General features: G+C 73.8%; 24 protein-coding genes. 5 read left to right on the top strand and 19 right to left on the bottom strand.

Annotated features, from left to right (window positions below; genetic code table 11):
• The first annotated feature begins 5 nt into the window (after positions 1 to 5).
• Positions 6 to 350, top strand: coding sequence for a DMT family transporter (locus ACIBG7_RS26075; RefSeq protein WP_397337873.1), 345 nt, complete (start codon positions 6 to 8; stop codon positions 348 to 350).
• 29 nt (positions 351 to 379) lie between these two features.
• A complete protein-coding gene (locus tag ACIBG7_RS26070) occupies positions 380 to 700 on the top strand; it encodes a multidrug efflux SMR transporter (protein WP_357932499.1) in 321 nt (106 codons plus the stop codon).
• An 11-nt stretch (positions 701 to 711) separates the two neighbouring features.
• Here ACIBG7_RS26070 and ACIBG7_RS26065 read toward each other — a convergent pair whose 3' ends face one another.
• Positions 712 to 1,626 (bottom strand): alpha/beta fold hydrolase, encoded by a 915-nt coding sequence (locus ACIBG7_RS26065; protein ID WP_357932501.1) that lies wholly within the window; start codon positions 1,624 to 1,626, stop codon positions 712 to 714.
• A gap of 81 nt (positions 1,627 to 1,707) precedes the next feature.
• On the opposite strand from ACIBG7_RS26065, the gene ACIBG7_RS26060 reads away from it, so the two are divergent.
• Positions 1,708 to 2,298 carry a TetR/AcrR family transcriptional regulator gene (locus ACIBG7_RS26060; RefSeq protein WP_397337872.1) on the top strand — a complete coding sequence of 197 codons (591 nt, stop codon included), beginning with the start codon at positions 1,708 to 1,710 and terminating at the stop codon, positions 2,296 to 2,298.
• Here ACIBG7_RS26060 and ACIBG7_RS26055 read toward each other — a convergent pair.
• Both ACIBG7_RS26055 and ACIBG7_RS26050 read right to left on the bottom strand, forming a co-directional pair.
• Complete coding sequence (locus ACIBG7_RS26055) at positions 2,285 to 3,118, bottom strand: pyridoxamine 5'-phosphate oxidase family protein (protein ID WP_397337871.1); 834 nt, start codon at positions 3,116 to 3,118, stop codon at positions 2,285 to 2,287. The genes ACIBG7_RS26060 and ACIBG7_RS26055 overlap by 14 nt on opposite strands.
• 2 nt (positions 3,119 to 3,120) lie before the next feature.
• Complete coding sequence (locus ACIBG7_RS26050) at positions 3,121 to 3,567, bottom strand: VOC family protein (protein WP_397337870.1); 447 nt, start codon at positions 3,565 to 3,567, stop codon at positions 3,121 to 3,123.
• 82 nt (positions 3,568 to 3,649) lie between these two features.
• On the opposite strand from ACIBG7_RS26050, the gene ACIBG7_RS26045 reads away from it, so the two are divergent.
• Positions 3,650 to 4,180: a CGNR zinc finger domain-containing protein gene (locus ACIBG7_RS26045; protein ID WP_397337869.1), complete on the top strand. Its 531-nt coding sequence runs from the start codon at positions 3,650 to 3,652 to the stop codon at positions 4,178 to 4,180.
• 9 nt (positions 4,181 to 4,189) lie between these two features.
• Here ACIBG7_RS26045 and ACIBG7_RS26040 read toward each other — a convergent pair whose 3' ends face one another.
• A complete protein-coding gene (locus tag ACIBG7_RS26040) occupies positions 4,190 to 5,143 on the bottom strand; it encodes a helix-turn-helix domain-containing protein (RefSeq protein WP_397337868.1) in 954 nt (317 codons plus the stop codon).
• Positions 5,144 to 5,215: 72 nt separating this feature from the next.
• On the opposite strand from ACIBG7_RS26040, the gene ACIBG7_RS26035 reads away from it, so the two are divergent.
• On the top strand, positions 5,216 to 5,542 hold the full coding sequence (locus tag ACIBG7_RS26035) for a cupin domain-containing protein (protein WP_397337867.1): 327 nt from the start codon (positions 5,216 to 5,218) through the stop codon (positions 5,540 to 5,542).
• Between the two features lie 4 nt (positions 5,543 to 5,546).
• Here ACIBG7_RS26035 and ACIBG7_RS26030 read toward each other — a convergent pair whose 3' ends face one another.
• The 15 genes from ACIBG7_RS26030 to ACIBG7_RS25960 form a co-directional block, all read right to left on the bottom strand.
• Positions 5,547 to 6,665 carry a BMP family ABC transporter substrate-binding protein gene (locus ACIBG7_RS26030; RefSeq protein WP_357932522.1) on the bottom strand — a complete coding sequence of 373 codons (1,119 nt, stop codon included), beginning with the start codon at positions 6,663 to 6,665 and terminating at the stop codon, positions 5,547 to 5,549.
• Between the two features lie 7 nt (positions 6,666 to 6,672).
• Positions 6,673 to 7,617: an LLM class flavin-dependent oxidoreductase gene (locus ACIBG7_RS26025; protein WP_397337866.1), complete on the bottom strand. Its 945-nt coding sequence runs from the start codon at positions 7,615 to 7,617 to the stop codon at positions 6,673 to 6,675.
• Positions 7,614 to 8,657 (bottom strand): oligopeptide/dipeptide ABC transporter ATP-binding protein, encoded by a 1,044-nt coding sequence (locus ACIBG7_RS26020; protein WP_397337865.1) that lies wholly within the window; start codon positions 8,655 to 8,657, stop codon positions 7,614 to 7,616. The genes ACIBG7_RS26025 and ACIBG7_RS26020 overlap by 4 nt, the downstream gene beginning before the upstream one ends.
• The gene (locus tag ACIBG7_RS26015) at positions 8,654 to 10,594 is read right to left on the bottom strand and encodes a dipeptide/oligopeptide/nickel ABC transporter permease/ATP-binding protein (RefSeq protein WP_397337864.1); all 1,941 of its coding nucleotides are present in this window, start codon (positions 10,592 to 10,594) and stop codon (positions 8,654 to 8,656) included. Before ACIBG7_RS26015 ends, ACIBG7_RS26020 begins: the two co-directional genes overlap by 4 nt.
• The gene (locus ACIBG7_RS26010) at positions 10,591 to 11,535 is read right to left on the bottom strand and encodes an ABC transporter permease (RefSeq protein ID WP_397337863.1); all 945 of its coding nucleotides are present in this window, start codon (positions 11,533 to 11,535) and stop codon (positions 10,591 to 10,593) included. Before ACIBG7_RS26010 ends, ACIBG7_RS26015 begins: the two co-directional genes overlap by 4 nt.
• 3 nt (positions 11,536 to 11,538) lie before the next feature.
• A complete protein-coding gene (locus ACIBG7_RS26005) occupies positions 11,539 to 13,101 on the bottom strand; it encodes an ABC transporter substrate-binding protein (protein ID WP_397337862.1) in 1,563 nt (520 codons plus the stop codon).
• Positions 13,102 to 13,139: 38 nt separating this feature from the next.
• Positions 13,140 to 14,036, bottom strand: coding sequence for a tryptophan 2,3-dioxygenase (locus ACIBG7_RS26000; protein WP_397337861.1), 897 nt, complete (start codon positions 14,034 to 14,036; stop codon positions 13,140 to 13,142).
• The gene (locus tag ACIBG7_RS25995) at positions 14,033 to 14,908 is read right to left on the bottom strand and encodes an alpha/beta hydrolase (protein WP_397337860.1); all 876 of its coding nucleotides are present in this window, start codon (positions 14,906 to 14,908) and stop codon (positions 14,033 to 14,035) included. Before ACIBG7_RS25995 ends, ACIBG7_RS26000 begins: the two co-directional genes overlap by 4 nt.
• A 1-nt stretch (position 14,909) precedes the next feature.
• Complete coding sequence (locus tag ACIBG7_RS25990) at positions 14,910 to 16,187, bottom strand: amidohydrolase family protein (protein ID WP_397337859.1); 1,278 nt, start codon at positions 16,185 to 16,187, stop codon at positions 14,910 to 14,912.
• A 274-nt stretch (positions 16,188 to 16,461) separates the two neighbouring features.
• Entirely contained in the window at positions 16,462 to 17,418 is a 957-nt protein-coding gene (locus tag ACIBG7_RS25985) for an endonuclease/exonuclease/phosphatase family protein (protein WP_357932548.1), read from the bottom strand.
• Positions 17,419 to 17,441: 23 nt separating this feature from the next.
• On the bottom strand, positions 17,442 to 18,683 hold the full coding sequence (locus ACIBG7_RS25980; protein WP_397337858.1) for a Gfo/Idh/MocA family protein: 1,242 nt from the start codon (positions 18,681 to 18,683) through the stop codon (positions 17,442 to 17,444).
• Between the two features lie 10 nt (positions 18,684 to 18,693).
• Positions 18,694 to 19,860, bottom strand: a complete 1,167-nt coding sequence (locus tag ACIBG7_RS25975) for an ROK family protein (RefSeq protein WP_397337857.1) — start codon at positions 19,858 to 19,860, stop codon at positions 18,694 to 18,696.
• Between the two features lie 48 nt (positions 19,861 to 19,908).
• On the bottom strand, positions 19,909 to 20,727 hold the full coding sequence (locus tag ACIBG7_RS25970; RefSeq protein ID WP_397337855.1) for a carbohydrate ABC transporter permease: 819 nt from the start codon (positions 20,725 to 20,727) through the stop codon (positions 19,909 to 19,911).
• Positions 20,724 to 21,578 carry a carbohydrate ABC transporter permease gene (locus ACIBG7_RS25965; RefSeq protein ID WP_397337854.1) on the bottom strand — a complete coding sequence of 285 codons (855 nt, stop codon included), beginning with the start codon at positions 21,576 to 21,578 and terminating at the stop codon, positions 20,724 to 20,726. Before ACIBG7_RS25965 ends, ACIBG7_RS25970 begins: the two co-directional genes overlap by 4 nt.
• On the bottom strand, positions 21,575 to 22,846 hold the full coding sequence (locus tag ACIBG7_RS25960) for an extracellular solute-binding protein (RefSeq protein ID WP_397337853.1): 1,272 nt from the start codon (positions 22,844 to 22,846) through the stop codon (positions 21,575 to 21,577). The genes ACIBG7_RS25965 and ACIBG7_RS25960 overlap by 4 nt, the downstream gene beginning before the upstream one ends.
• Between the last annotated feature and the right edge of the window lie 36 nt (positions 22,847 to 22,882).

Here is a 22,882-nt window from a genome sequence, read left to right as displayed (position 1 = left end):
CCCCGATGCCCTGGATCTACCTGCTCATCGCGGCCGTTTTCGAGGTCGTCTTCGCCCTGGCCACCAACGCCACCGAGGGCTTCACCCAACTGGGCCCGTCCCTGCTCACCGCGGCCGCGGCGGCCGGCGGGATCTTCTTCCTGAGCCTGGCGCTGAAGACCCTGGACGTCGGCGTGGGCTACACCATCTGGACCGGCATCGGCTCGGTCGGCACCGTCGTCCTGGGCTCGGTGATCTTCAACGAGGAGATCACCATCTGGAAGGCGCTGGCCTTCGTCCTCATCATCGGCGGCGTGCTGGGCCTCAAGCTCTCCGACCGCCGGCCCGCCGCCGAGCCGTCCGCCGCCTGATCACCCCCACGAGCTGAAGGAACACCGTCATGGCCTGGATCTACCTCTCCATCGCGATCGTCTTCGAGATCGGCTTCGCGCTCGGCACCAACGCCACCCAGGGCTTCACCCGGCTCTGGCCCTCGATCTTCACCCTGCTGGCCGCCGCGGGCGGGATCTTCACCCTGAGCCTGGCGCTGAGGACGCTGGACGTCAGCGTCGGCTACACCATCTGGACCGGGGTCGGCTCCATCGGCACCGTCGTGCTCGGCGCGCTGCTCTACAAGGAGAAGATCACCCTCGCCAAGCTCGGCTCGTTCGCCGCGATCATCGGTGGCGTCGCGCTGCTCAAGATCGCCGCGGGCATCTGAGCCGGGCGGCCTCAGCCGGCGTCGACCTCTTCCACGAAGGCGAGTACCCGGGCGTTCACCCGCTCGGGGAACTCGCCGTTGATCGCGTGGGAGGCGTCCGGCCACAGCTCGACGACGCCGTGCGGGAGCAGGCGCCGGGCGCGCAGGGCGGCCTTGCGCGGGTCGTGGATGATGCTGCGCCCGGCGATCAGGGCCAGCACCGGCACGCCGGCCCCCGCCACCTGCTCGTCGGAGGGGTAGCTCGGCGGCGGCAGGAACGCGGTGAAGTCCCGCATCCCGGCCGAGATCAGGTCGGCGACCGGCTCGTCGCCGGAGGCGTCCGCGCCGCCGGAGATCCAGCTCAGCAACCTGCGCCGCCACGACTCGGGGAAGGACGGCACCACCGAGCCCAGCGAGACGACCACCACCTTCCAGGTGATCCGGCCGAAGAGGTGGGCGGGGTCCAGCACGCTCACCGAGGCGACCCGCTCCGGGGCGCGCAGGGCCAGGTGGAAGGCGCTCCATCCGCCGATCGACACCCCCAGCAGGTGCACCCGCTCCTCGTCCAGGGCGGCCAGCACCTCGGCCAGCCAGGTGGCCTGGTCGTCGGAGCCGGTGAACGGCCGGGTCTGCACCGACAGGCCGGGCTCGCCGAGCAGGTCGATCGCGTACACCGGCCTCCGGGCGGCCAGAGCGGCCAGGTTGGGCTCCCACATCGGGGTCGCCGCGGTACGGCCCGGCAGCAGCAGGAGCGGCACGCCGTCGCCGGCGCCGAAGCGATAGACCCGGACCGTCCCGAACTCGGTGGAGACGTCTCGCGTGGAGCCGGGCACGGGCAGGCCGCGCATCGCCCGGTCGTAGGCGCTCCGGTAGCGCGCGAAGGCGGCCGCGTCACGGAAGTGGCCCAGCCGCCGCTCGCGGAAGGCGGCTCCGATGTTGGGTTCCACGATGAACCCTCCCTTTTGGCAATACGATCGTATAGCAACACCGTCACGATACACTCGTATCGCCAAGAAGGGGGACCGGGCATGCCCAAGCAGGTCGACCACGCGGCGCGGCGCGCGGAGATCGCCCAGGCCGCGCTGCGGCTGTGCGCGCGGGAGGGCCTCGCCGAGGTGAGCATCGGGCGGGTCGCGCAGGAGGCCGGTATCTCCAAGGGCCTCGTCCAGCACTACTTCGCCGCCAAGGCCGACCTGCTGCGGGCGAGCGCCCATCTGCTGCGGCAGGAGATCGAGCAGCATTTGCGCGCGGCGTCGCGGGAGGCCGACGGGCCGGCCGGCACGCTGCGCCGTACCCTCCTGGCCGTGGTCGAGCTCGGCGCACAGGCGCCCCTGCTCCTGCTCGCCGGGCACGCCTTCTTCGCGCGGGCCGCCGCCGACCCCGAGGTCCGCGGGCTGTACCGCACCGGGGGCGACATGCTCCACCGCGAGGTCGCCCAGCTCGTCGCCGCCGCGGCCCCGGACGCCGACGCCTCGGCCGAGGCCCACGTGCTGCTCGGCGTCGCGCGCGGCCTCGGTGACAGCGTGCTCGTCGGCGAGCTGAGCGTCGCGGAGGCCACCACGATCCTCGACCACCAGCTCCGCCGCCTGAACCGCCCGGCGGGGGTCAGCGGGGATTGAAGGGGGAGTACTCGGGCGGGCCCCAGCGCAGCGGGCTGGCGCCGGAGGTCTCCACGACCCGCTCGACCTCCAAGGTCACCATGCGCTCCGCGCCGCTCCAGTCGGCCCGGGCCCGCCCGCCGACCTCCAGGGTGTGGCCGTTCGACCAGTCCACGAACAGCAGTGCGGCGGCCGGCTCCAGCTCCAGGTTCCCCAAGGTCAGGAACATGAAGTTGCCCGGGTAGTCGAGCCATCGCACCACGCCGTCGCCCGCCGTCACGAAGCCGGGCATGCCGCCCCGATGGGAGGCGTCGGCGCCGTGACCGGGGGCGTGCGTGGCGATGAAGAAGGTGTCGGCCGCCGCGATCCACTCGCGGTGACGCCCGGCGAGCGCGGCGTGCTCGCTCGTCCGGTACGGCTCGCCCGCCACGACGCCGGTGATCCGCCGGTCCTGGAGGTACTTGGGGCAGTTGGAGATCACCTGGTCGGTCTGCACGAGCAGCACGTCCCCCTCCCGACGGGCCCGGCCGTTGACGCGCATGCGCCGCCGGGTCCACGGCTCGATCGCCAGCAGGCCGATCTCCCCGTCGAGGTCGAAGGGGAGAACTGCCTCCACCGCGAGCAGGCGCGGGCCGAGTGGCCGGACGAAGCCGGGCTCACCGGTGAGCAGGCCCGCCCGCAGGCCGCCGTCCGGGCCGGGAGCGCCCACGACCAGCATGCGCTGGTGGCGCAGGAACTCCTGCGCGACCGGCGGCAGCTCGGCCCGCGCCCGCGCCGAGCCGAGCGGCTTGCGCACGCCGGCCCGGCGCTGCGCGGCCTCCTCGCCGGGATGCGCGCCCATGGCTAGAAGAACCCGCAGGTCGGCGCCTCGTCGTGCGGGGCGGGCGCGGACAGGCCCTCGGTCACGTACAGCTCCAGCCGGGTGCCGTCCGGGTCCTCGAAGAACAGCCCGCCCGACTCGGCGCCCTCGCGATGGGCCGCCAGGCCGTCGTGGCGGACGTGCGCGCCGAGCGTGCGCAGCTTGGCGAGCGTCTCTTCGAGCTCGGCCACGCCCGGCGCCTCGAACGACAGGTGGTGCAGCCCCGGCCGGTCGGTGGCGAAGCGGCCCTCGCTCTGCTGCCAGAGGGTGAGCACGAGCTGCCCGCCCTGGCCGAGCCGGGCGTAGCTCCAGCCGTCGCCGTCGGTCCGTCCGGCCAGGTCGAAGCCGAAGACCTGGCGGTAGAAGTCGATCGAGCGGTCGAGGTCGGTGACGTTCAGCCCGACGTGGCCGGTCTGGAATGCGGTCGCCATGGGCGACTCCTCTCTAATGAATGAGCGCCTCATTTGACCATTAGTGAGCTAACGTGTGCAAGTCCGGGATAGCATTAGTTTCGTGGTGCATCTCGCCGTCGCCCTCGCCAACACCGTCCGCGCCTCCACGGGAGACGCGCTGGCCGGTCCTGACGGGCTGGCCGCCTGGTTGCGCGAGGTCCGGCCGCGGTTGCGCACGCCCGTGACCGAGGCCGACCTGGACGCGATCACCGAGCGGGACGCCGCCGCGGCTCGCCGGGTGCGTGACGCCGTCCGCGCCCTGATGGCCGGCGCCGTCGAGCCGGACGGGCACGTCGCCGAGCTCAACGCGGCCTGCCGGGCCGCGCCGCGCTGGCACGAACTGGTGTGGGGCGAGCCGCCCGCCCTCGCCACCCGTACGGCCCAGCCCGCCGTGCCGTCCGCGCTCGCCGAGGTGGCCGAGCAGGCGATCCTGCTGCTGTCGGGGCCCGACCGCGAGCTGGTCCGGCCGTGCGGCGCGCCCGGGTGCGTGCAGTTCTTCCTGAAGGAGCATCCGCGCCGGGAGTGGTGCTCGACCGGCTGCGGCAACCGGGTCCGGGTGGCCCGCCACTACGCCCGCAGCCGCGAGCGCTGATCACCTGCTTCAGCGGGAGCCGAAGGAGCGGCGGTAGGCGGCGGGCGTGGTGCGCACCAGGGTGTGGAAGCGCCTCCGCAGGTTCGCCGCCGAGGCCAGGCCGACGCGGGTCGCGATCGTCTCCACCGGCAGATCGGTCTCCTCCAGCAGCACCCGGGCCGCCGCGACCCGCTGCTGCAGCACCCACCGGCCTGGACTGAGACCGACCTGGTCGGCGAACCGGCGCGCGAGCGTGCGCGGCGCGAGACCGGCCCGGGCGGCCAGGTCCTCGACGGTCAACGGCAGGTGCAGCCGCTCGCCCGCCCAGTCCAGCAGCGGCGCCAGCGACCCCGGCGGGTGCGCGGCGGGTCTCTCCGCCGGGCCGTACTGCAACTGGCCGCCCTCGCGGTGCGGCGGCATGACCATGTGCCGGGCGACGTGCGCGGCGTAGGCGGCCCCGTGGTCGGCGCGGGCCAGGTGCAGGCACAGGTCGATGCCCGCGGCGGTGCCCGCGCTGGTGGCCACGTCGCCCAGGTCGGCGTAGAGCGTGTCCGGCTCGACCCGCACGCGGGGGAAGCGCGAGGCCAGCTCGCCGGCCAGCCGCCAGTGGGTGGTGGCCCGGCGGCCGTCGAGCAGGCCCGCCTCGGCCAGCAGGAACGCCCCGGAGCAGATCGCCACGATGCGGGCGCCGCGCGCGTGCGCCTGCCGTACCGCGTCGAGTACGGCAGGCGGAGCCGGCCGCGCCCGCTGGTGCCAGCCGGGCACGACCACGGTCCGCGCGGCGGCGAGCGCGTCGAGCCCCGCGCCGACCAGCATGTCGTAACCCGCCAGCGTGGCCACCGGGCCCGGCCGCTCGGCGCACACCGAGAAGGCGTAGCGGCCGGGCAGCCCGGGCCGTTCCATCCCGAAGACCTCCGCCGCGCACGCCAGCTCGAACGTGGACTGCGGCGGCAGGACCAGCGCGACCACCTGGTGAACGGCCATGGCAAGAAAGTACCTGAACGGGGCAATCCTGACACTCACCGCCGGCTCGCCCGGGCGACGACGATGCTGGACATGACGCGAGACTCTTTTGACGACGTCCAGATCCTCAACGTCGACGACGTCGAGCCGGTCGAGGTCGTCCCCGGCATCGTCCGGCGCCGGCTGCCGGCCACCGCGTGGGCCCGTGGCTGGATGTACGACTTCGCGCCCGGCGCCGAGTGGCCCGAGGACGACGTGCACGAGGGCGAGGAGCGCTACTACGTGCTCTCGGGCGAGTTCCTCGACCGGGGACGGCGGCTCGGGCCGGGCAGCTACGTCGTCTTCGCCCCCGGCAGCCGGCACCGCCCCCGGACCGAGACCGGCGCCCGCATGCTGGGCATCAGCATCCTCGCCCCGTGAGGCCCTACAGGGCGCGGGACTCGGCGTCCTGCTCCAGCCACGCCTGGAGCGGGTCGACGCTGCCGGTGATCGCCTCGTGGAACCAGGCGAACTGGCGGGAGGTCAGGTAGGCCTCGGCGCGGGTGAGCTCGGGCTCCGGATCGGGCCCCTCGTACAGGTCGGCGATCGACCGGCCGGCCGGCACGACCACGACGCCCCGGTGGTCGCGGATCGGGCCCTGCCAGAGGTCCAGCTCGCCCGCGCGCAGGGCCCGGGCGGCCTCGACGGCCCGCTGGGCGGCGGCGTGCGGCACCACCGCGGCGGGCGGGGTGTTGCGGACCACGCCGTCGCGGGCCCGCAGGTAGGCGTGCCGGGCCCGCCAGGTGCCGTCCTGGACGGCCCGCACCTCCCGCAGGTAGAAGGGCGCCCAGTCGATGTAGGCCACGTCGAGCACCGCGCTCTGCCCGGCCGAGCGCAGGTCGCGGCCCATCGACCACAGGCCGCGCTCGGAGGCCAGCCGGGTGATGGTCGGCATCTCGGTGAGGGTGCCGCCGAAGGTGTCCACGCCGAGCGCGACCAGCTCGTCCACCGCCGCCGTCTCACGCTCGGCCTGGTCGTCGGCGAAGTAGCTGCCGACCCAGCGGTCGTGGATGACCGCCGTGGGGTTGACCGCCCGCACGCCGATCGCCCAGGCGTTGACGATCTGCAGGTCGAGCGGGCCGGGCGTGCCGCCGATCACGCCCAGCACGCCGGTCCTGGTCATCGCCCCGCACAGCAGCCCCGACACGTAGGCGTGCTCGTCGCGGGCCTCGCGGTAGGTGCCGAAGTTGGGCGCCAGATCCACGCCCTGGTTGTGCATGAACCGGGTGCCGGGGAAGCGCCCGGCGACCGGCAGGACCTCCAGCCCGCCCCGGGTGTCGCAGGCGAAGACCAGGTCGAAGCCGCGTTCGGCGAAGTCGGTGGCCGCCGCGGCGAACCCCTCGGCGCGGCCGACGCCGTCGGCGACCTCGGTGTGGACGGCGGCGCCGAGCTCGGCCTCGACGGCCTGGCGGGCCTGCTCGTGGCCGTGCAGCCAACTGCTGATCCGGTCGCCCACCTTGGCGCGGTGGATCCAGCCGACGCGGACCGGCGAAGAAGTAGTCATGACGTCCTCAGGTAGTGGGGGTGAACTGGGGGGCCAGCAGCCGGCCGCCGTCGTCGAAGAGGGCCGAGGCCGAGATCTCGACGACGTCCGCGCCGCTGTGCTCGCGCAGCCGGTCGAGGGCCGTGCGCAGCTCGGGGCGGGGCGCGGCCAGGGTGAACTGGGGCAGCAGGTCCGGGGGCACCAGGGCGGCGGCCCGGTCCAGCGAGCCGCCGCCGAACAGCTCTCGCTTGACCGCCTCGACCAGCGCGGCGTCGATGCCGGCCGCCTCGCGGTACTCCTCGCGCAGGTTGCCGAGCTCCAGGGCGACGCGGATCAGGCCGTCGCGGGTGCTCGCCGTACCGTCGCCTCCGTAGGCGACGCTCAGGCCGAGGGTGACCGGGCGGTCCATCGCCGCGCGCAGCTTGGCGGTCACCTCCGGCAGCAGGGCGTGCGGGACCCCGGACAGCAGCAGGCCGTCGGCGTGCCGCAGCGCCATCGCGGCCATCGCCGGGCCCTTGGTGGCGACCCAGGTCTCGGCACCGGGGCACAGCTCGCCGATCACCCGCAGGCTCTCCTGGACGGCGGCGATCGGGCGGTGGGCGACGGCGCCGCCGCCGGACAGGATGCGTTCGCCGCCTCTGGCCAGCACCACGAAGGCCCGGCCGCCGGTCAGCTCGCGCAGCGTGCGCAGCGCGTTGGCGGTGGTGGCGGGGGTCCGGGTGAACGGGTTGGTCACCAGGCCGAGGCGGATGTGCCGGGTGGTGCGGGCCGTCGCGCCGAGCATCACCCACTGGTCGCGGCCGTCGAGCCCGCGGTCGGCCAGGTGGAAGCGCCCGAACCCGTGCCGGTCCGCGGCCTCGGCCCGGTTGGCCCCCGCATCGGTCGGACTGTCCGCCAGCATCACCCCGGCAAGCACAGGAGCAAGCCCTGGGAGCCCTGCTGGCAGCCCTGCGTCCATGGGTTCCCGGCTCATGCGGGCTCCTTCCCCGTGTCGGCGCCGCCCGCCAGGTGGCAGGCGGCCTGCGTCCCACCGGCCAGCTCGCGCAGGACCGGCACCTCGGTCTGGCACCGCTCGACCACCAGCGGGCAGCGCTGCTGGAACGCGCACCCGCTCACCACCTCCGCCCCGAGCGGCTCGGCGAGCGTGAACCGCCGCCGCTCGGCCCGCCGCCGCCGCTGCCGAGCCGGATCGGCCACCGGCGTGGCCTCCAGCAACATCCGGGTGTAGGGATGCACGGCCCGCCGGAAGACCTCCGCCACCGGCCCGATCTCCACGATCCGGCCGTGGAACAGCACCGCCAGCCGGTCGCTGACGTGCGCCACCACGTCCAGGTCATGGCCGATGAACAGGTACGACACCCCCAGCTCCGCCTGCACGTCGGCGAACAGGTTGATCACCTGCGCCTGCGTCGAGACGTCGAGCGCCGCCACCGGCTCGTCGCAGACGATGAGCCGGCCGCGACCGGCCAGGGCCCGCGCGATGGCGATGCGCTGCTGCTGCCCGCCGGAGAACTCGGCCGGGTAGCGGTGCCGGTGATCGGCGGGGATGCCCACCAGGTCCAGCAGCTCGGCCACCCGGGCGTCGGCGGCGGCCCCGCGCAGGCCCAGGTGCAGCCGGAGCGGCTCGGCGATCGCGTCGGCAATGGGGTGCGAGGGGTCCAGCGACGAGCCGGGGTCCTGGAAGACCGCCTGGATCTGCCGCCGCACCTCCTTCGGCATGCCGTTGGCGGCGCCGTACTCGTGCTCGCCGAAACCGATCGTCCCGGCGGTGGGCCGGTGCAGCCCGAGGACGGCCCGCCCGATGGTGGACTTGCCCGAGCCGGACTCGCCGACCAGGCCGAGGGTCGTGCCGGGCGGGACGGCGAAGGAGACCTCCTGCACCGCCCGCACCACCCCCGGCCGCCGGTACGGCAGGCCGCGGTGGGCGAAGTGCACCGACAGGTCCCGCACCTGGAGCAGGCCGGGGTCGACCCGCTCCTTGCCCGGCACGCCGGGCGCTCTGGAGGTGTTCACAGCCAAGGTGACTCCTGTGCTCGCAGGCAGCGCGATCGGTGATCGCCGCTGAGCGCGGTGGTCGGGACGGCGGCGGCCGAGCAGCCGGCCACCGCGTGGGCGCAGCGCGGCTCGAAGCGGCAGCCGCCGGGCCAGTGCCCGGGGGCGGGCACCGAGCCGGGGATGGTCGGCAGCCGGCGGCCGGTCAGGGCCGAGGGCCGGGCCCCGAGCAGGCCGTGGGTGTAGGGGTGGGCGGGCGAGCGGAAGAGCTGCTCGGCCGGGGCCTGCTCCACCAGCTCACCGGCGTAGGCGACGATGGTGCGGTCGCAGGCGTCGGCCACCACGCCCAGGTCGTGGGTGACCAGCAGCACGGCCATCCCGAACTCGGCCCGCAGGTCCAGGAGCAGGTCCAGGACCTGCTCGCGGACGCGGACGTCGAGCGCGGTGACCGGCTCGTCGGCGATGAGCAGCTTCGGGCGGCCGGCGACGGCCATCGCGATCATGGCGCGCTGGGCCATGCCGCCGGAGAACTCGTGCGGGTACTGGCGGGCCCGGCGCGCGGGGTCGGGCACGCCCACCTTCTCCAGCAATGCGACCGCTTCGGCGCGGGCGGCGCGGGCGCTGTGGCCGGCCAGCCGCAGCGGCTCGGCGATCTGGTCGCCGATGCGCATGGTCGGGTTGAGGCTGGCCTGCGGGTTCTGGAAGATCATCGCCAGGTCGCGGCCGCGGAGGCGCTCCCATCGGGCTTCCGGGGCACCCACCAGCTCGGTGCCGGACAGTTCGACGGAGCCCGCGGTGATCCGCCGCGGCTCGTCGAGCAGGCCCATCAGCGCCAGCGCGATGGTGGACTTGCCGCAGCCGGACTCGCCGACCAGGCCGACCACCTCGCCGGCCTCCACGTCGAAGGAGACGTCGGACACGATCGCCGCCGCCCCGGCCGTGACGGTCAACCCGCGCACCCGCAACAACGGCGCGGCCCCCTCACCCTCCGATCCGCGCGCCTGCACCAGCGGCGCGGCCCCCTCACCCTCCGGCCTGTGCACGTGCGGCGGGGGCTCGGGCGCGGGCGTGGCCGGCGGCGGTGCGGGGGTCTTGGCGGGCCGGGCGGCGCCGGGCTTGAGCGCGCCCAGCAGCCCGTCGCCGACCAGGTTGAGCGCCAGCACGGTCACCGTGATCGCCAGGCCCGGCCACACCACCAGCCACGTGTCGGCCCCCTCGATACTGGTGGCGGCCATCGCCAGCAGCGTGCCCCAGCTCACGTCGGGCGGCTGCGCGCCGAGCCCGATGAAGCTCAGCGACGCCTCGATGGTCAGCACCACCCCGCACTGCAGCGCGAGCTGCACCATGATCGGCCCGAGCGCGTTGGGCAGCACGTGCCGGCGGACGAGCCGCCACGTCGGCACCCCGATCACCTTCGCCGCCGCCAGATAGGTCTCCGCGCGGATCTCGGTGACCGCGTTGCGCGCCACCCGGATGAAGCCGGTGGAGAACACCAGCCCGAGCGCCGCCATCGACGGCCCGAGCCCGGTCCCCAGCACCGCGATCACCAGCATCACCAGGACCAACGCGGGAATGGCGAAGACCAGGTCGTTGAGCCGCATCACCAGCCGGTCGGGCAGCCCGCCGCGGAAGCCGGCCAGCAGCCCGATCGGCACCCCGATCACCACCGCGAGCCCCATCGCCTCGGCCACCGCCAGCAGCGAGATCCGGGTGGCGACCAGCATCCGGCTGAGCTCGTCGCGCCCAAGTTCGTCGGTGCCCAGCCAGTGCTCGGCGCTCGGGCCGCCGAAGGCGGCGAGCAGGTCCTGCCGCTCGGGGTCGTACGGCGTGACCCACGGCGCGAACAGCGCGACCAGCACCAGCAACGCCAGATAGGCCGCGGCGACCAGCGCCCAGCGGTCGGCACGGAAGCGCCGCCACACCTGACCGGCCCGGCTCGCCGGAGCCGCGGCGCTCACGCCTGCCTCGCCTTCGGGTTGAGGGCCGACAGGCACAGATCGACCGCCAGGTTGACCAGCACCACGATCACCACCAGGACCAGTGCCAGCCCGACCAGCAGCGGCACGTCGTGCTGCATGATCGCGTTGCTCATCGCCCCGCCGAGGCCGGGCAACGAGAAGACCTGCTCGACGATGAGCGAGGTGCCCAGCATGATCGCCACCCAGAAGCCGAGCTGGGTGACCACCGGCCCGGCCGCGTTGCGCAGCGCGTGCCGCCGGACGATCCGCCCGCGTGGCACGCCCTTGGCGCGAGCCGTACGCACGTAGTGGCTGTCCATCACCTCGGCGATCGAGGTCCGCATCTGCCGGGCCAGGGCCGCGGCCGGGGTCAGCCCCAGCGCGACCGCCGGCAGGACGAGCCCGGCCAGCCAGCCTCCCGCGTCCACGCCCGGCGGGACGTACCCGGTGGCCGGCAGCCAGCCCAGGCGCAGCGAGAACAGCGCGACCAGGATGAGTCCGAGCCAGAAGGCCGGGAAGGCGACCCCGACCGAGGCCCCGGCGGTGGCCAGCCGGTCCCACACCGAGCGGGGCCGCAGCCCGGCCAGCACCCCGGCCGGCACGCCCAGCAGGCAGGCGACCACCGCACCGGCCGCGGTCAGCGACAACGTGACCGGCAGCCGGTCGGCGATGGTGCCCGCCACCGGTGCGCCGTCGACGAGGGAGCGGCCGAGGTCGCCGCGCACCGCGCCCAGCAGCCAGGACAGGTACTGGCTCGGCAGCGGGGCGTCCAGCCCCATCTCCTGGCGCAGCCTTTCCACCTGCGCGGCGTCGGCCTGCACGCCGGCCGCCGACTCGGCGGCGTCGCCCGGCACCAGGTAGGTGATCCCGAAGATCACCACCGACATCGCCAGCACGACCAGCGGCAGCGACACCAGCCGTTCGAGGAGGACCTTCCGCATCGATCAGCCCTTCTCGCCGACGCTGACGCCGTACACCGGCGGGCCCATGTAGCCGCCCGCCCACGGCCGCAGCCCCTTGACGTGGCCGGCGTAGGCCACCCCGACCGGGCTCCAGAAGGCCGGGATGACCACGCCCTCCTCGGTCAGCGCCGCCATCATCTCGGCGTAGAGCGCCCTGCCCTTCGCCTCGTCGGCGACGCTGGCCGCCGCGGCCTGCCGGGCCAGGTCGAGTGCCTTGGTGTACGGCCGGCCGGTCGGGTTCATCGCCCCGCCCTCGGGCGCCAGCGCGTCGGCAAGCGTGGGCGCGTCCGGGACGAAGACCGGCACGTAGGCCAGGTGGTACTTGCCGGAGTAGATCTCCCGCCCGATCATCTGCGGCGGCGGGGAGACCACCTTCGCCTTGAAGCCGACCGCGTTGAGCATGCCGGCGACCGCCTCGGCCTCGGTCTTGTTCTGCGGGCCCGGCATGGCCGGGATGGTCACCGGCACGTCCTTGACGCCGGCCTCGGCCAGCAGGGCGCGGGCCTTGGCGGGGTCGTGGGTGTAGGCGAAGGCCGGGGCGTCGGCGTGGCCCGCGTTGCCGGGGGAGAAGAGCTGGTCGGAGGGGGTGGACATGCCCTTGCGGAACGGGGTGCCGGTGAGGGCGGCCCGGTCGAGGGCGTAGCCGACCGCCTGCCGTACTCGCTGGTCGGCGAAGGGGCCGCTGGGGTCGACGGTGATGACGCCGATCGGGTCGCCGCCCTCGGTGACCGCGGTCTGCAGGCCGGCCTCGCGGTAGCTCGCCAGCTCCTGGGCGTCGCCGATCATGGAGGCGTCCACCTGGCCGGTGCGCAGGGCGGCGACGCGTTGCTGTGCCGTGCCGATGAGCACGATCTCCAGCCGGTCGAGCGTCTGCTGGGCGGGGTCCCAGTAGTGCTTGTTCTTGGTGTAGACCCACGTCGAGCCGGGGACGGTGGCGGCGGCGTCGAGCACGTACGCGCCCGCGCCGACCGGGGCCCGGCCCAGGTCGGGGGAGTCGAAGGCCTTGGGGCTGACCATCATCCCGGCGCCGGTGGTCAGGCCGAAGAGCAGGGCCGGCTGGGGACCGTCCGTCTTGATCACCACGGTGGTGGCGTCGGGCGCCTCCACGCCGGTGACGTGCGCCAGCGTGCTGCCGCAGCCGCCGCCGGCGGCTTTGCAACGCTCCAGGTTGGCCTTGACCGCGGCGGCGTCGAGAGTCTCGCCGTCGCTGAACTTCAGCCCGGGGCGCAGGGTCAGCGTGAGGTCGCCGGCGCTCAGCTTCCACGCGGTGGCCAGGCCCGCGACCACCTTGCCGGTCGGGTCGGTGCGCAGCAGCGGGTCGTAGACCGGGAAGAGGTAGTTCAGGCCAGAGGTGCCGGCGGAGCGCTTGGTGGGGTCGAAGGTGTCGGGCACGGTGAAGGTGGCGAACCTGAGCACGCCCTTGGCGGCGCCGGCCTGGCCCCGGGCGGCGGAGCCGGCGCCCGGCGCCTGACCACCGCCGCAGGCGGCCAGCGTGAGCAGGCCGGTCAGGGCGGCGACCGCCGGACCGGTGTGGCGAAGACGCATGACGGTCTCCTTCTGGATCGGGGGGTGAGGAGAAGCGGTCAGAGGCGGGTGCGGACCGCCCACAACTCGGGGAAGAACTGGTGCTGGACGATCTTCCGCAGCCAGCCCGAGCCGCTGGTGCCGCCGGTCCCGGGCTTGTAGCCGATGATGCGTTCCACCGTGATCAGGTGCCGGTAGCGCCACTGCTGGAAGCGGTCGGCGACGTCCATCAGCGCCTCGCCGAGCAGGTACAGGTCGTTGTCCGGGCGCGAGTCGGCGTAGACCTCGAACCAGGCCTGCTCCACCGAGTCGTCGGCGGTGTACGGCTGCGCCGGGTCGCGCCGGAGCACGCTGTCGTCGATCTTGTGCCCGCGAGCCGCCAGCAGCGCGATGACGTCGTCGTAGAGGCTGGGCGCGTGCAGCGCCTCCTCCAGCTCGCGGTGCACGCTCGTCACGCCGCGGTGCGGGTTCAGCAGCGCCCGCACCTTGTTGCCGAGCAGGAACTCCAGGTGCCGGTACATGTACGACTGGAAGCCCGACGCGGTGCCGAGATGGTCGCGGAAGGCGTTGAACTGGGCCGGGGTGATCGTGCCGAGCACGTCCCAGGTGGAGACGAGCAGCTCCTGGATGCGCACGACCCGGCGGAAGGCCTCGAAGGCGCCGGGCAGCCGGTCGGCCCGGATGTGCCGCTGCGCGGCCAGCAGCTCGTGCCGCATCAGCTTGAACAGCAGCTCCTTGACCTGGCCCATGATGTAGAAGGCCAGCTCGTCGTGGGTGCCGCTGCGGGTGTGCTGCAGGTTGAGCAGCACGTCGATGCTCTCGTAGTCGATGTACGGCGTGCTCTCCCCGGCCGGTTCCAGCAGCGGGCCGCCGCCGGTGCGGGCGGCGGTCGCGGCTCTGGCCTCGTCCGACGAGCGCTCGATCCGCCGGGGCTCGGGGGTGGGTGCGGGGGTCATCGCGGGATCTCCTCCAGGACGGAAAGGGTGGCCGCGCCCACCGGGGTGGCCGGGTCGGTGAGCGCGAAGACGTTGTCGAAGTGGTTGAGCCCGGCCAGCTCCCAGGTCTGGACCGGGGTGCCGGCGGCGGCCAGGGCGGCGGCGAAGGCGCGGCTCTGGGCCACGAACTGGGCGGTCTCGATCTCGCCCCAGGCCACGAGCACCGGGGGGCCGGCCTGCCGTACCCGGCGGATGGGGCTGAGCTCCCAGGCCTGCTCGGCGGTCAGGCCGAGCGCGTGGTTGACCGTGGTGGGGACCAGGGGGCGCAGGTCGTAGACGCCGGACAGCAGGGTGAGCGCGCGCAGCGGCACCCGCCCGTGCAGCAGGACCTCCGCCGCCAGGTGGGCGCCGGCCGAGCTGCCGGCGAGCTGGATGCGGGCGGGGTCGATGCCGTGCTCGGGGGCGTGGCGGTGCAGCCAGGCGACCGCGCGCCGGACCGCGTCCACGATCTGGGCCAGGCTCGCGGCCGGGGCCAGGGGGTAGCCGATCGAGGCGTAGGCCGCGCCGCGGGCCAGCACGGGGGCGGCCGGGAAGGCGGCGTCGTGCTTGCCGAGCTCCTGCCAGTAGCCGCCGTGCACGAAGGCCAGCAGCGGGACCTGCGCTGCGGGCCGGCCTGTGGGCCGGTCTGTGGGCCGGTCGGGGAGGTACAGGTCGAGGAGCTCGCCGGGGCCGGGGCCGTAGCGCAGCTCGATCGGGGGATGGGCGGCCTGCGTGCGGGCGCTGGCCGCGGCGTAGACGCGTAACTCGGCCGCCAGTGAGGCGACCATCGAGCTCGGGGTGTACTCGCGCTCCAGCTCGGCGACGCTGAGCGACTGCCAGGAAGGGGCGCCCATCTCAGCCGGCCTGCCCGTCCGAAAAGGCCTGCCCGGTCGGGAAGGTGTGCCCGGTCGGGAAGGTGTGCTGGAGGGTGGTGCGGCTGACCACGACGCCGTCCTTGAGGACGAGGCGGGCGGCGGGCCGTTCGGCGATGGCCTCGCGCAGGGAGGCGGCCGGGAGGGCGACCAGGTCGGCCCGGGCGCCTGCCTCGACCCCGGCCGCGGGCAGCCCCATGACCCGGCGAGCCGTACGGCTGACCGCGTCGGCGGCCGAGGCGGCGCCGAGGTGGGCGGCCAGCATCAGCAGCAGGGCCACGTCCAGCGCGTCCCCGTTGCCGGCCGGGTTGAACGCGTCCTGCACGTTGTCACCTCCGGCGGCGACCAGGCAACCGGCATCGAGGAGCGCCGCGACCGGGGCCAGCCCGCGCGGGGTGGCGACCGGTTGCCCGCGCCCCTGCAGCCACAGGTTGGTCTGCGGGCAGGTCACCACCGCGATCCCGGCGGCGGCCAGGGCCGCGGCGACCCGTGCCTGGGTCTCGGGCGCCTGCGTCACCAGGCTCACGCAGTGCCCCGCGGTGACGTCCGGGACGCTCTCCCCGGTCGAGCGCAACGCGCTGACCAGTCCCGCCAGCGCGGCCAGGTCGAGGTCGGGGCGCAGGTGCTCGTCCATGTGCAGGTCCACCGGCCGGTCCCGGCGGACGGCCAGGTCCAGGCAGTACCGCATCGCCGCCACCGGGTCGTGCTCGCCGTGCGGGACCCCGCCGATCACGTCCACGCCCTCGTCGAGCGCCCGTTCCAGCTCGGCCCGCCCGGCGGCGGCGTCCGGGCCGGTGAGCGGCGCGCCCATGGCGACGATCTGGACGTCGACCAGCCCGGCCAGCCGCTTCCTGGCCGCGACCAGCCCGGCCAGCGCGGTGAAGTCCACCCCGGGCCCGCCGACGTGGGTGCGGACGGCGGCCGTGCCCTTGACCAGAGCCGCGAGCGCGCCCCGGACCGCGCGCTCTTCGAAGTCGGCCGCGCTCAGCCTCGACCGGTGCTCCCGCCAGCCGCGCACCGCGCCCGGCAGGTCGCCGGCCGGGTTCGGCACCGCGTCGGCGGTGTAGGCCTTGTCCAGGTGCGCGTGCGGTTCGGCGAACGCCGGACCGAGCAGGTGGCCGGTCAGGACGAGCGGCTCCTCGCCGGGCGCCGGTGTCAGCGACCCGGCGGGGAGCACTTCGGCGACCACGCCGCCGGCGATCCGTACGTCCACCCGGTCACCACCGAAGGTGGTCGCGTCGAGCAGCACTGTTCGGATCATGCGCGTGTCCCCTCACTGGGAATGGCGGGCCAAGAGTGAGGGAGACGTTAATAGCTGATTAGCGAATGGAGAAGAGTGGTCCGGCAATTAATTGCCGAATTTCGGCAACTTTCTTTTTCTTCTTGACGTGATCGCGGCAAACGTGCACGTCTACTGTGAGTCAGTCAGTTCCGGCAGGTGGACCTCGGTCTTGTAGAAGGCGCTGGAACGTGCACTTGTGGATAACGCGGTAAGCGCGTTTTCCTTATCCGGCGGCCGATTGATTTCGCGGGTTTTATCGTTCCCATGCGGCGGCGCCGCGCAGCAGGTGGTGGTCGGACATGCCCGGCGTGCAGGCCGCCGCGTCGCCGCGGACGGTGGTGAACCAGGAGTAGCTCAGGAAGATGTAGTCGATCTTGCCGGGGGTGCCCACCTTGGGCGAGCAGATCGGCTCGGCGGTCGCCTCGCCGCTGCGGCAGCGGTCCGCGCTCTGGGCGCAGGTGGCGCCGAAGAACTCCTTGTCGTTCTCGTCCACCTCCTGGAAGACCCCGTGGCCGCCGGTGTGGTCGTAGAGCGGGTCGAGGACGGGGTCGGCGGGCAGCACGTTGAAGTCGCCGCCGAGCACGACCGGCTCGCCCTGCGCGGCGAAGCCCTCGGTGAGGGAGGCGACCCGCTCGACCTGGACCTTGGCGGTCGCGGCGTGGTAGTCGATGTGCGTGGTGCAGGCGCGCACGTTCCGCCCGGTGACCGTGGCGCGCGCGCACAGCATGATGCGGTCCTCCACCGGCTCGGCCTCGGGCAGCCGGTGGACCGAGCGGGTGCCGTTGTCGATCGTCCCGGCCGGGCCCTTGGCGAAGATCACCAGGCCGAAGCGGTGGTCCGTGCCCCAGCGAGAGCAGCCGGCGGTCGCGGCGCTCGCCGGCAGAGCCGCGGCCCAGACCGAGTCGTAGGCCGGAGCGCCGGTGCGGCTGCTCAGGTGGTTGCGCAGGAGCGTCCACTGGTTGTAGCAGACCTCCTGCAGCATCACGAGGTCGGCGTCCCAGTGGTCGATGGCCTTGACGACCTGGTCGCGCCAGGCGGCGGGGGAGCCGCCGTAGAGGTCGGCGCACTGGCTGGCGGCGCCGCAGACGTTGTAGGAGAGGAAGCGCGGCCGGGGCCAGCCGGCCGCGTCGGGGGTGTCGGCGTTCGCGGGAACGGGTCCGGTGAGCAGGGTCAGGGCGATCAGGAGGAGGGTGGCTAACGCTGCCCGCATCGCGAGCTCCTTTCACATCGGTGTCACCCCACGGTGACGACCTGGTCGGTGAGCCTCGCCCGTTCGGCGGCGAAGACCGCGCGGTGGGAGGCGAGGGATTCGGCGGGGCCGGAGCGGATCAGGCTGCGGTCGCCGGTGGCGACGGCGCGCACGAAGGCGGCCATGAGCCGCTCGTCGCCGCCCGCGTGCCCGCCGCCCGCCGTGGCGTCCCCGCCCGCGTGCACCGGGACCGTCGTGGCGGTGCCGGTGCGGAAGTCCTCGACGTGCACGCTCACCCCGTCGCAGGCCAGCTCCCCGTGCGTGCCGAAGATCCGGGTACGGCGGTGCCCCCCGGTGTTGAACGCGGTCATGGTGAAGGTCCCGCTCGCGCCGCCGTCGAACTCCATGGCGACGACCTGGTGGTCGACCACGTCGTTGTCGCAGTCGTAGACGCACCTGCCGTACGGCCCGTGCCGCAGCGCCTCGGTGAGCGCCTCCTCGGTGAAGACCGGGGTGACCACGCTCAGCGGCCACTCGTGCCGCCCGGCGTGCAGCCGGTCGAAGTACAGCCGCTTGGCCGAGTACGGGCAGTCGGGCTCGACCGGGCAGTCGAGGCAGCGCGCGGCGGCCCCCGCCGGGCGCTGGTCCGGGCGGAAGTGCTGGAGCCCGCCGAAGCTGGAGACCCGGCGGATGCGCCGGCCGACCACGTACTGCAGCCAGTCGAGGTCGTGCGAGGACTTGGCCAGCAGCATGAACGCCGCCTGGTCGCTGCGCCGCCAGTTGCCGCGCACGTAGGAGTGCGCCTGGTGCCAGAAGCCCACCGGTTCGAGATGCTGGACCGAGACGACCTCCCCGATCCGTCCCGAGGCCAGCACGGAGCGGACGGCGTCGGTGTAGGGCGCGTACCGCAGCACGTGACAGACCGCGAAGATCACCCCCGCCCGCTCCACGGCGGCGACGATCGCCTCGCATTCGGCCTCGGTCGGCGCCAGCGGCTTCTCCACCAGCAGGTGGTAGCCGAGCCCGGCCAGCGCGACGGCCGGTTCGGCGTGCTCGCCGTCCTGGGTGGCGAGCACGACCGCGTCGGCGATCCGGCCCGCGGCCACCAGCTCACGCCAGTCGGCGAAGACCCGCGCGCCGCTCGCCTCGGCCAGCGGGCGCGCCCGATCGGCCACCGGGTCGGCGACGGCCACGATCCGCGCCTGCTCCGGGTGCGCCAGCGCCCACCGGGCGTACCCGGTGCCGCGGTCCCCGGCTCCGACGATGGCCAACGACACAGGTGACATGCTGCTCCGCTCAGGCATTCAGGTTGTCCAGCAGGGAACTCTCGACGGTGTCCAGGGCCGTGCGCAGCGCGCCGACGGTCACGGCGCGATCCCCCAGCAGGGACACCTCGAGCTGGGGCGGCAGGGAGGTCATCTGCGGCAGCCTGCGCCGGATCGGCTCGGCGATCTGCTCGCCGGCCGCCGCGACGCCGCCGCCGATGACGATCAGTTCGGGGTTGAGCAGCAGGGCCAGCGTGCCGACCGCCCGGGCCATCCGGGCGAGGATCTCCTCCAGCACCTGCTGGGCCTCGACGTCGCCGTCGCGGGCGGCGGCCAGCAGGAGCGCGGCGTCCCCGGTCAGCTCGTGGCCGTGCTCGCGCAGCCGGGCCACGACCTCCTTGCCGATGTTGCTGGCCAGCGCGCCGATGCCCTCGGCGCCGGGGGTGTGCTCCAGCAGGCTGAGGAAGGCCATTTCGCCCGCGCCCCCGTCGTGGCCGCGGAAGACCTGGCCGCCCGAGACGATGCCCGCGCCCAGCCGCTCGCCGGCCAGCACGTAGATCACGTCCTGGCTGGCCGAGGCGACGCCGCGCCACCGCTCGCCGATCACGGCCAGGTTGGCGTCGTTGTCCGCCAGCACGGGCGCGCCGAAGGAGCGGCCGAGCTCGGTGCGCAGGTTCAGCCCCTTCCACTCCGGCAGGACGTCGCAGGTCAGCACCACCCCGGTGCGGGGATCGACGATGCCCGGGGTGGCGGCGCAGGCGGCCAGCACGGCCGAGCGCTCGACCCGGGCCGCCTTCAGCGCGGCCCGGACGGCCTTGCGCACCCCGTCCAGCCGGTCCCGGCGGCCGAGCTCCTGCCCGAGCGGGCGCACCTCGGTCGCCAGGACGGTCCCCCGCAGGTCGGCTACCGAGACCATGCACTTGTGCACGCCGATGTCGAGGCCGACCACGTGCCCGCGATCGGCCTTCAGCCGCACGAGCCGGGCCGGGCGGCCCCGCCGTCCCGGTGTGTCGTCCTCCGTCTCGTCGATCAGCCCGATCCGCCGCAGGTCCTCGATCACCGCGTCGACCGTCGGCCTGGACAGGCCCGCCGCGTCGGCCAGCTCGGTGAGCCGGATCAGGTCGACCTCCCGCAGCACGCCGAGCACCGACTCGGCGTTCAGGCGGCGGAGCAGGGGGGCGGTGGCGGAAGAGGTCATGGGGCTACCCTCGGGAGGAGTCTGACAAGGTCGGCAGGAGGCATCAGATCACCCCTTCACCGCGCCGGAGGTGAGCCCGGCGACGATGCGGCGCTGGCTGAGCAGGACAAGCACTACCACGGGCACCGTCACCATCAGGGCGGCCGCGGCGATCGCGCCGTAGGGCTGCTGGAACTCCGAGTCGCCGGTGAAGAAGGCCAGCGCGGCGGGGACCGTACGGGAGGCCTCGGTCGAGGTGAGCGAGATCGCGAACAGGAACTCGCCCCAGCAGGCCAGGAAGGTGAGCAGGAACGTGGTGACCACGCCCGGCGCCGCCACCGGCAGGATCACCCGGACCAGCGCCTGGAGCCGGGTCGCCCCGTCCACCTGCGCCGACTCCTCCAGATCCCGCGGGATGGTGCGGAAGAAGGCGGTCATCAGCCAGATCGCCAGGGGCAGCGAGAACGACACGTACGGGATGACGAGCCCGAGCCAGGTGTCGAACAGCCCGATCTCCGTCCAGAGCGTGAACAGCGGTCCGACCAGCGCGATGGCCGGGAACATGGTCAGGCCCAGCGCGACCCCGAGCACCAGCCGGTTGCCGCGGAAGCTCAGCCGGGCCACCGCGTAGGCCGCGACCACCGCCACGACCACGGAGACGGTCGTGGCCAGCAGCGAGATGCCCACCGAGTTGCCCAGCGCGGTGGTGAACATCGGCTTGGTGAACAGGCCGGTGTAGTTCTCCAGCGTGGGGGAGGCGGGCAGGAAGCGGCCGTCGTTCTGCAGCGTGGGCGGCTTGAGCGACAGGCTCACCACCCACACCAGCGGGCCCAGCGTCCAGACCGCGACGGTGGCGGTGACCAGGAGGTCAGTGATCTTGCGCCTCATCGTGCCCCGCCCAACTCGGACCGGAAGGCCCGCACGAACCCGCCGGCGATCAGCGCGACGCAGACGAACAGCAGCACCGACACGGCCGAGCCCAGGCCCACCTCCAGGTCCCTGATCAGGAACCGGTAGCTCAGGAAGGACAGCGTCTCGGTGCCGACCGCGCCCTGCGTCTGGATGTAGACGGTGTCGAAGATCCGGAAGGCGTCCAGCGTGCGGAAGAGCAGGGCGACCATGATGGCCGGCCGTACGCAGGGGACGGTGACCCGCCAGAAGCGCTGCCAGGCCCCCGCCCCGTCCACCCGGGCCGCCTCGTACACCTCGCCGGGTACGGTCACCAGCCCGGCCAGCAGCATCAGCGCCATGAACGGGGTGGTCTTCCACACCTCGGTCAGCACGATCACCGTGTAGGCCGACCACGTCTCGCCCAGCCAGTTGAAGTCGCCGCCCACGAACCCCACCGAGGGCTGGAAGGCGAAGCGGAAGGCGAAGGCGGACACCACGGTCAGCACCGCGTACGGCACCAGCACGACGGTCCGCAGCAACTGCCGCCCCCACAGCACCTTGTGCATGGCCAGCGCGAGGGCGAAGCCCAGCACGAACTCGGCCCCCACGCTGGTCACGGTCAGGATCAGCGTCGCGCCGAGGTCCTGCCACCAGGCCTGGCTCGCCAGGATCTCCCGGTAGTTGCCGAGCCCGGTGAAGGCGCGCTCGTCCGGGGCGCTCAGCGAGTAGTCCTCCAACGACAGCCAGGCCGTCCGGAGCACCGGGACGATCGTCACCGCCATCATGAGCAGCAGGGCGGGGCCGACCATCAGCCAGCCCAGCCGCTGCTCGGCCCGGACCCGGTTCACTGCCCCACGGCCTCGGCCAGCGCCGCGCCGGCCTTGGCCGCGGTCTCGGGCGTCACCGACGCGGGCGGGTGGAAGGCCGTCTGGATCGCGGTGGACAGCGCGTTGTACTTGCGCACCATCGGCCGCGGCGCCGCCTCGGCGATCGAGTCGCGCATGACGTCGGCGAACGGGAACCTGGCCCGCACCTCCGCGTCGTCGTAGACCGACGAGCGGGCGGCCGGGATGCCGGCGTCCAGCATGAAGCCCTTCTGCGACTGGGTGGAGGTCAGGCAGGCCAGCGCGGCGAAGGCGCTGTCGCGCTGGTCCTCGGGCGTGCCGGCCCCGACGGCGATGTTGGAGCCGCCGAGCGGCGGCGCGCTGGGCACCCCGGCCGTGACCCTCGGGTAGCGGGCCCAGCCGTAGTCGTCGAAGACCTTCTTGAACTCCGGCTCCTTGGCCGCGCGCTCGGCGGCGGCGGCGTAGACGTAGCCCCAGTTGGTCATGAACGAGGCCTCGCCCTTCTCGAAGGCGGCCCGCATGGTCTCCTCGTCGAGCGTGCTGATCCCGGTCAGCGCGGCCGGGCCGGTGGCCAGCGAGCTGATCACGCCGGCCGCGGCCCGCCCGGCGTCGCTGTCGAGGCCCGGCTTGCCCTGCGCGTCCACGACCTGGCCGCCCGCCGAGGCGACGAGCGCGTTGATGAAGACGGTGTAGCCCTCGTAGCGGTTGCCGGGCGTCGCGACGCCGCGCTGGCCCTCCGGCAGGCCGCCGGCCGCCTTGATCAGCTCGTCCCAAGTCAGCTCGCCCTTGGCGGGGTCGATTCCCGCCTGCTCGGCGCGGGACTTGCGGTACCACAGCAGTTGCGAGCCGGACAGCAGCGGCGCGGCGTAGACCTTGTCCTCCCAGGTCGCCGACTTCAGCGCGCCGCCCAGCGTGCCCTCGGTCACCGTCGCGGCGGTGCCGGCGGGCAGGGGCAGGATCCAGCCGGCCTCGGCGAACTCGGCCGTCCAGACGACGTCCATGGTGATCAGGTTCACCGCCCGGTCCTTGGCCGACAACCGCCGGACGAGCTGCTCGCGTTGCTTGTCGGAGCCTTCGGGGAGGGTCTCGACCTTGATCGTGTACTTGCCGTCGCGGGTGCAGGCCGCCACGGCGGCCTGGGTGGGCTTGTCGGCGTTGGGGCCCTGCCACCAGGTGAGCGCGACGGGGCCTTCGCTCCCGGTCCCGGCGGCGCACGCGGTGAGCGGCAGGGCGGTCAGCGCGGCCACGGCCAGGCGAAGCAGATTCTGCATGGGGATCCTTGGGGGCGGCGGTTTTTTCAGCTACAT

It is taken from the genome of Nonomuraea sp. NPDC050328 (assembly GCF_044459405.1).
Classification (GTDB): domain Bacteria; phylum Actinomycetota; class Actinomycetes; order Streptosporangiales; family Streptosporangiaceae; genus Nonomuraea.
This window is presented reverse-complemented; position numbering and strand designations above follow the sequence as displayed.

Excerpts from the sequence above, each read along its gene's own strand:
- ACIBG7_RS25995 (WP_397337860.1), bottom strand. The coding sequence starts at position 14,908 with ATGGGCGCCCCTTCCTGGCAGTCGCTCAGCGTCGCCGAGCTGGAGCGC.
- ACIBG7_RS26035 (WP_397337867.1), top strand. The coding sequence starts at position 5,216 with ATGACGCGAGACTCTTTTGACGACGTCCAGATCCTCAACGTCGACGAC.
- ACIBG7_RS26005 (WP_397337862.1), bottom strand. The coding sequence starts at position 13,101 with ATGCGTCTTCGCCACACCGGTCCGGCGGTCGCCGCCCTGACCGGCCTG.
- ACIBG7_RS26030 (WP_357932522.1), bottom strand. The coding sequence starts at position 6,665 with ATGACTACTTCTTCGCCGGTCCGCGTCGGCTGGATCCACCGCGCCAAG.
- ACIBG7_RS26010 (WP_397337863.1), bottom strand. The coding sequence starts at position 11,535 with ATGCGGAAGGTCCTCCTCGAACGGCTGGTGTCGCTGCCGCTGGTCGTG.
- ACIBG7_RS26025 (WP_397337866.1), bottom strand. The coding sequence starts at position 7,617 with ATGAGCCGGGAACCCATGGACGCAGGGCTGCCAGCAGGGCTCCCAGGG.
- ACIBG7_RS25985 (WP_357932548.1), bottom strand. The coding sequence starts at position 17,418 with ATGCGGGCAGCGTTAGCCACCCTCCTCCTGATCGCCCTGACCCTGCTC.
- ACIBG7_RS26000 (WP_397337861.1), bottom strand. The coding sequence starts at position 14,036 with ATGACCCCCGCACCCACCCCCGAGCCCCGGCGGATCGAGCGCTCGTCG.
- ACIBG7_RS26055 (WP_397337871.1), bottom strand. The coding sequence starts at position 3,118 with ATGGGCGCGCATCCCGGCGAGGAGGCCGCGCAGCGCCGGGCCGGCGTG.
- ACIBG7_RS26070 (WP_357932499.1), top strand. The coding sequence starts at position 380 with ATGGCCTGGATCTACCTCTCCATCGCGATCGTCTTCGAGATCGGCTTC.
- ACIBG7_RS25970 (WP_397337855.1), bottom strand. The coding sequence starts at position 20,727 with ATGAGGCGCAAGATCACTGACCTCCTGGTCACCGCCACCGTCGCGGTC.
- ACIBG7_RS25975 (WP_397337857.1), bottom strand. The coding sequence starts at position 19,860 with ATGACCTCTTCCGCCACCGCCCCCCTGCTCCGCCGCCTGAACGCCGAG.
- ACIBG7_RS25980 (WP_397337858.1), bottom strand. The coding sequence starts at position 18,683 with ATGTCACCTGTGTCGTTGGCCATCGTCGGAGCCGGGGACCGCGGCACC.
- ACIBG7_RS25960 (WP_397337853.1), bottom strand. The coding sequence starts at position 22,846 with ATGCAGAATCTGCTTCGCCTGGCCGTGGCCGCGCTGACCGCCCTGCCG.
- ACIBG7_RS26075 (WP_397337873.1), top strand. The coding sequence starts at position 6 with ATGCCCTGGATCTACCTGCTCATCGCGGCCGTTTTCGAGGTCGTCTTC.
- ACIBG7_RS25990 (WP_397337859.1), bottom strand. The coding sequence starts at position 16,187 with ATGATCCGAACAGTGCTGCTCGACGCGACCACCTTCGGTGGTGACCGG.
- ACIBG7_RS26040 (WP_397337868.1), bottom strand. The coding sequence starts at position 5,143 with ATGGCCGTTCACCAGGTGGTCGCGCTGGTCCTGCCGCCGCAGTCCACG.
- ACIBG7_RS26060 (WP_397337872.1), top strand. The coding sequence starts at position 1,708 with ATGCCCAAGCAGGTCGACCACGCGGCGCGGCGCGCGGAGATCGCCCAG.
- ACIBG7_RS26050 (WP_397337870.1), bottom strand. The coding sequence starts at position 3,567 with ATGGCGACCGCATTCCAGACCGGCCACGTCGGGCTGAACGTCACCGAC.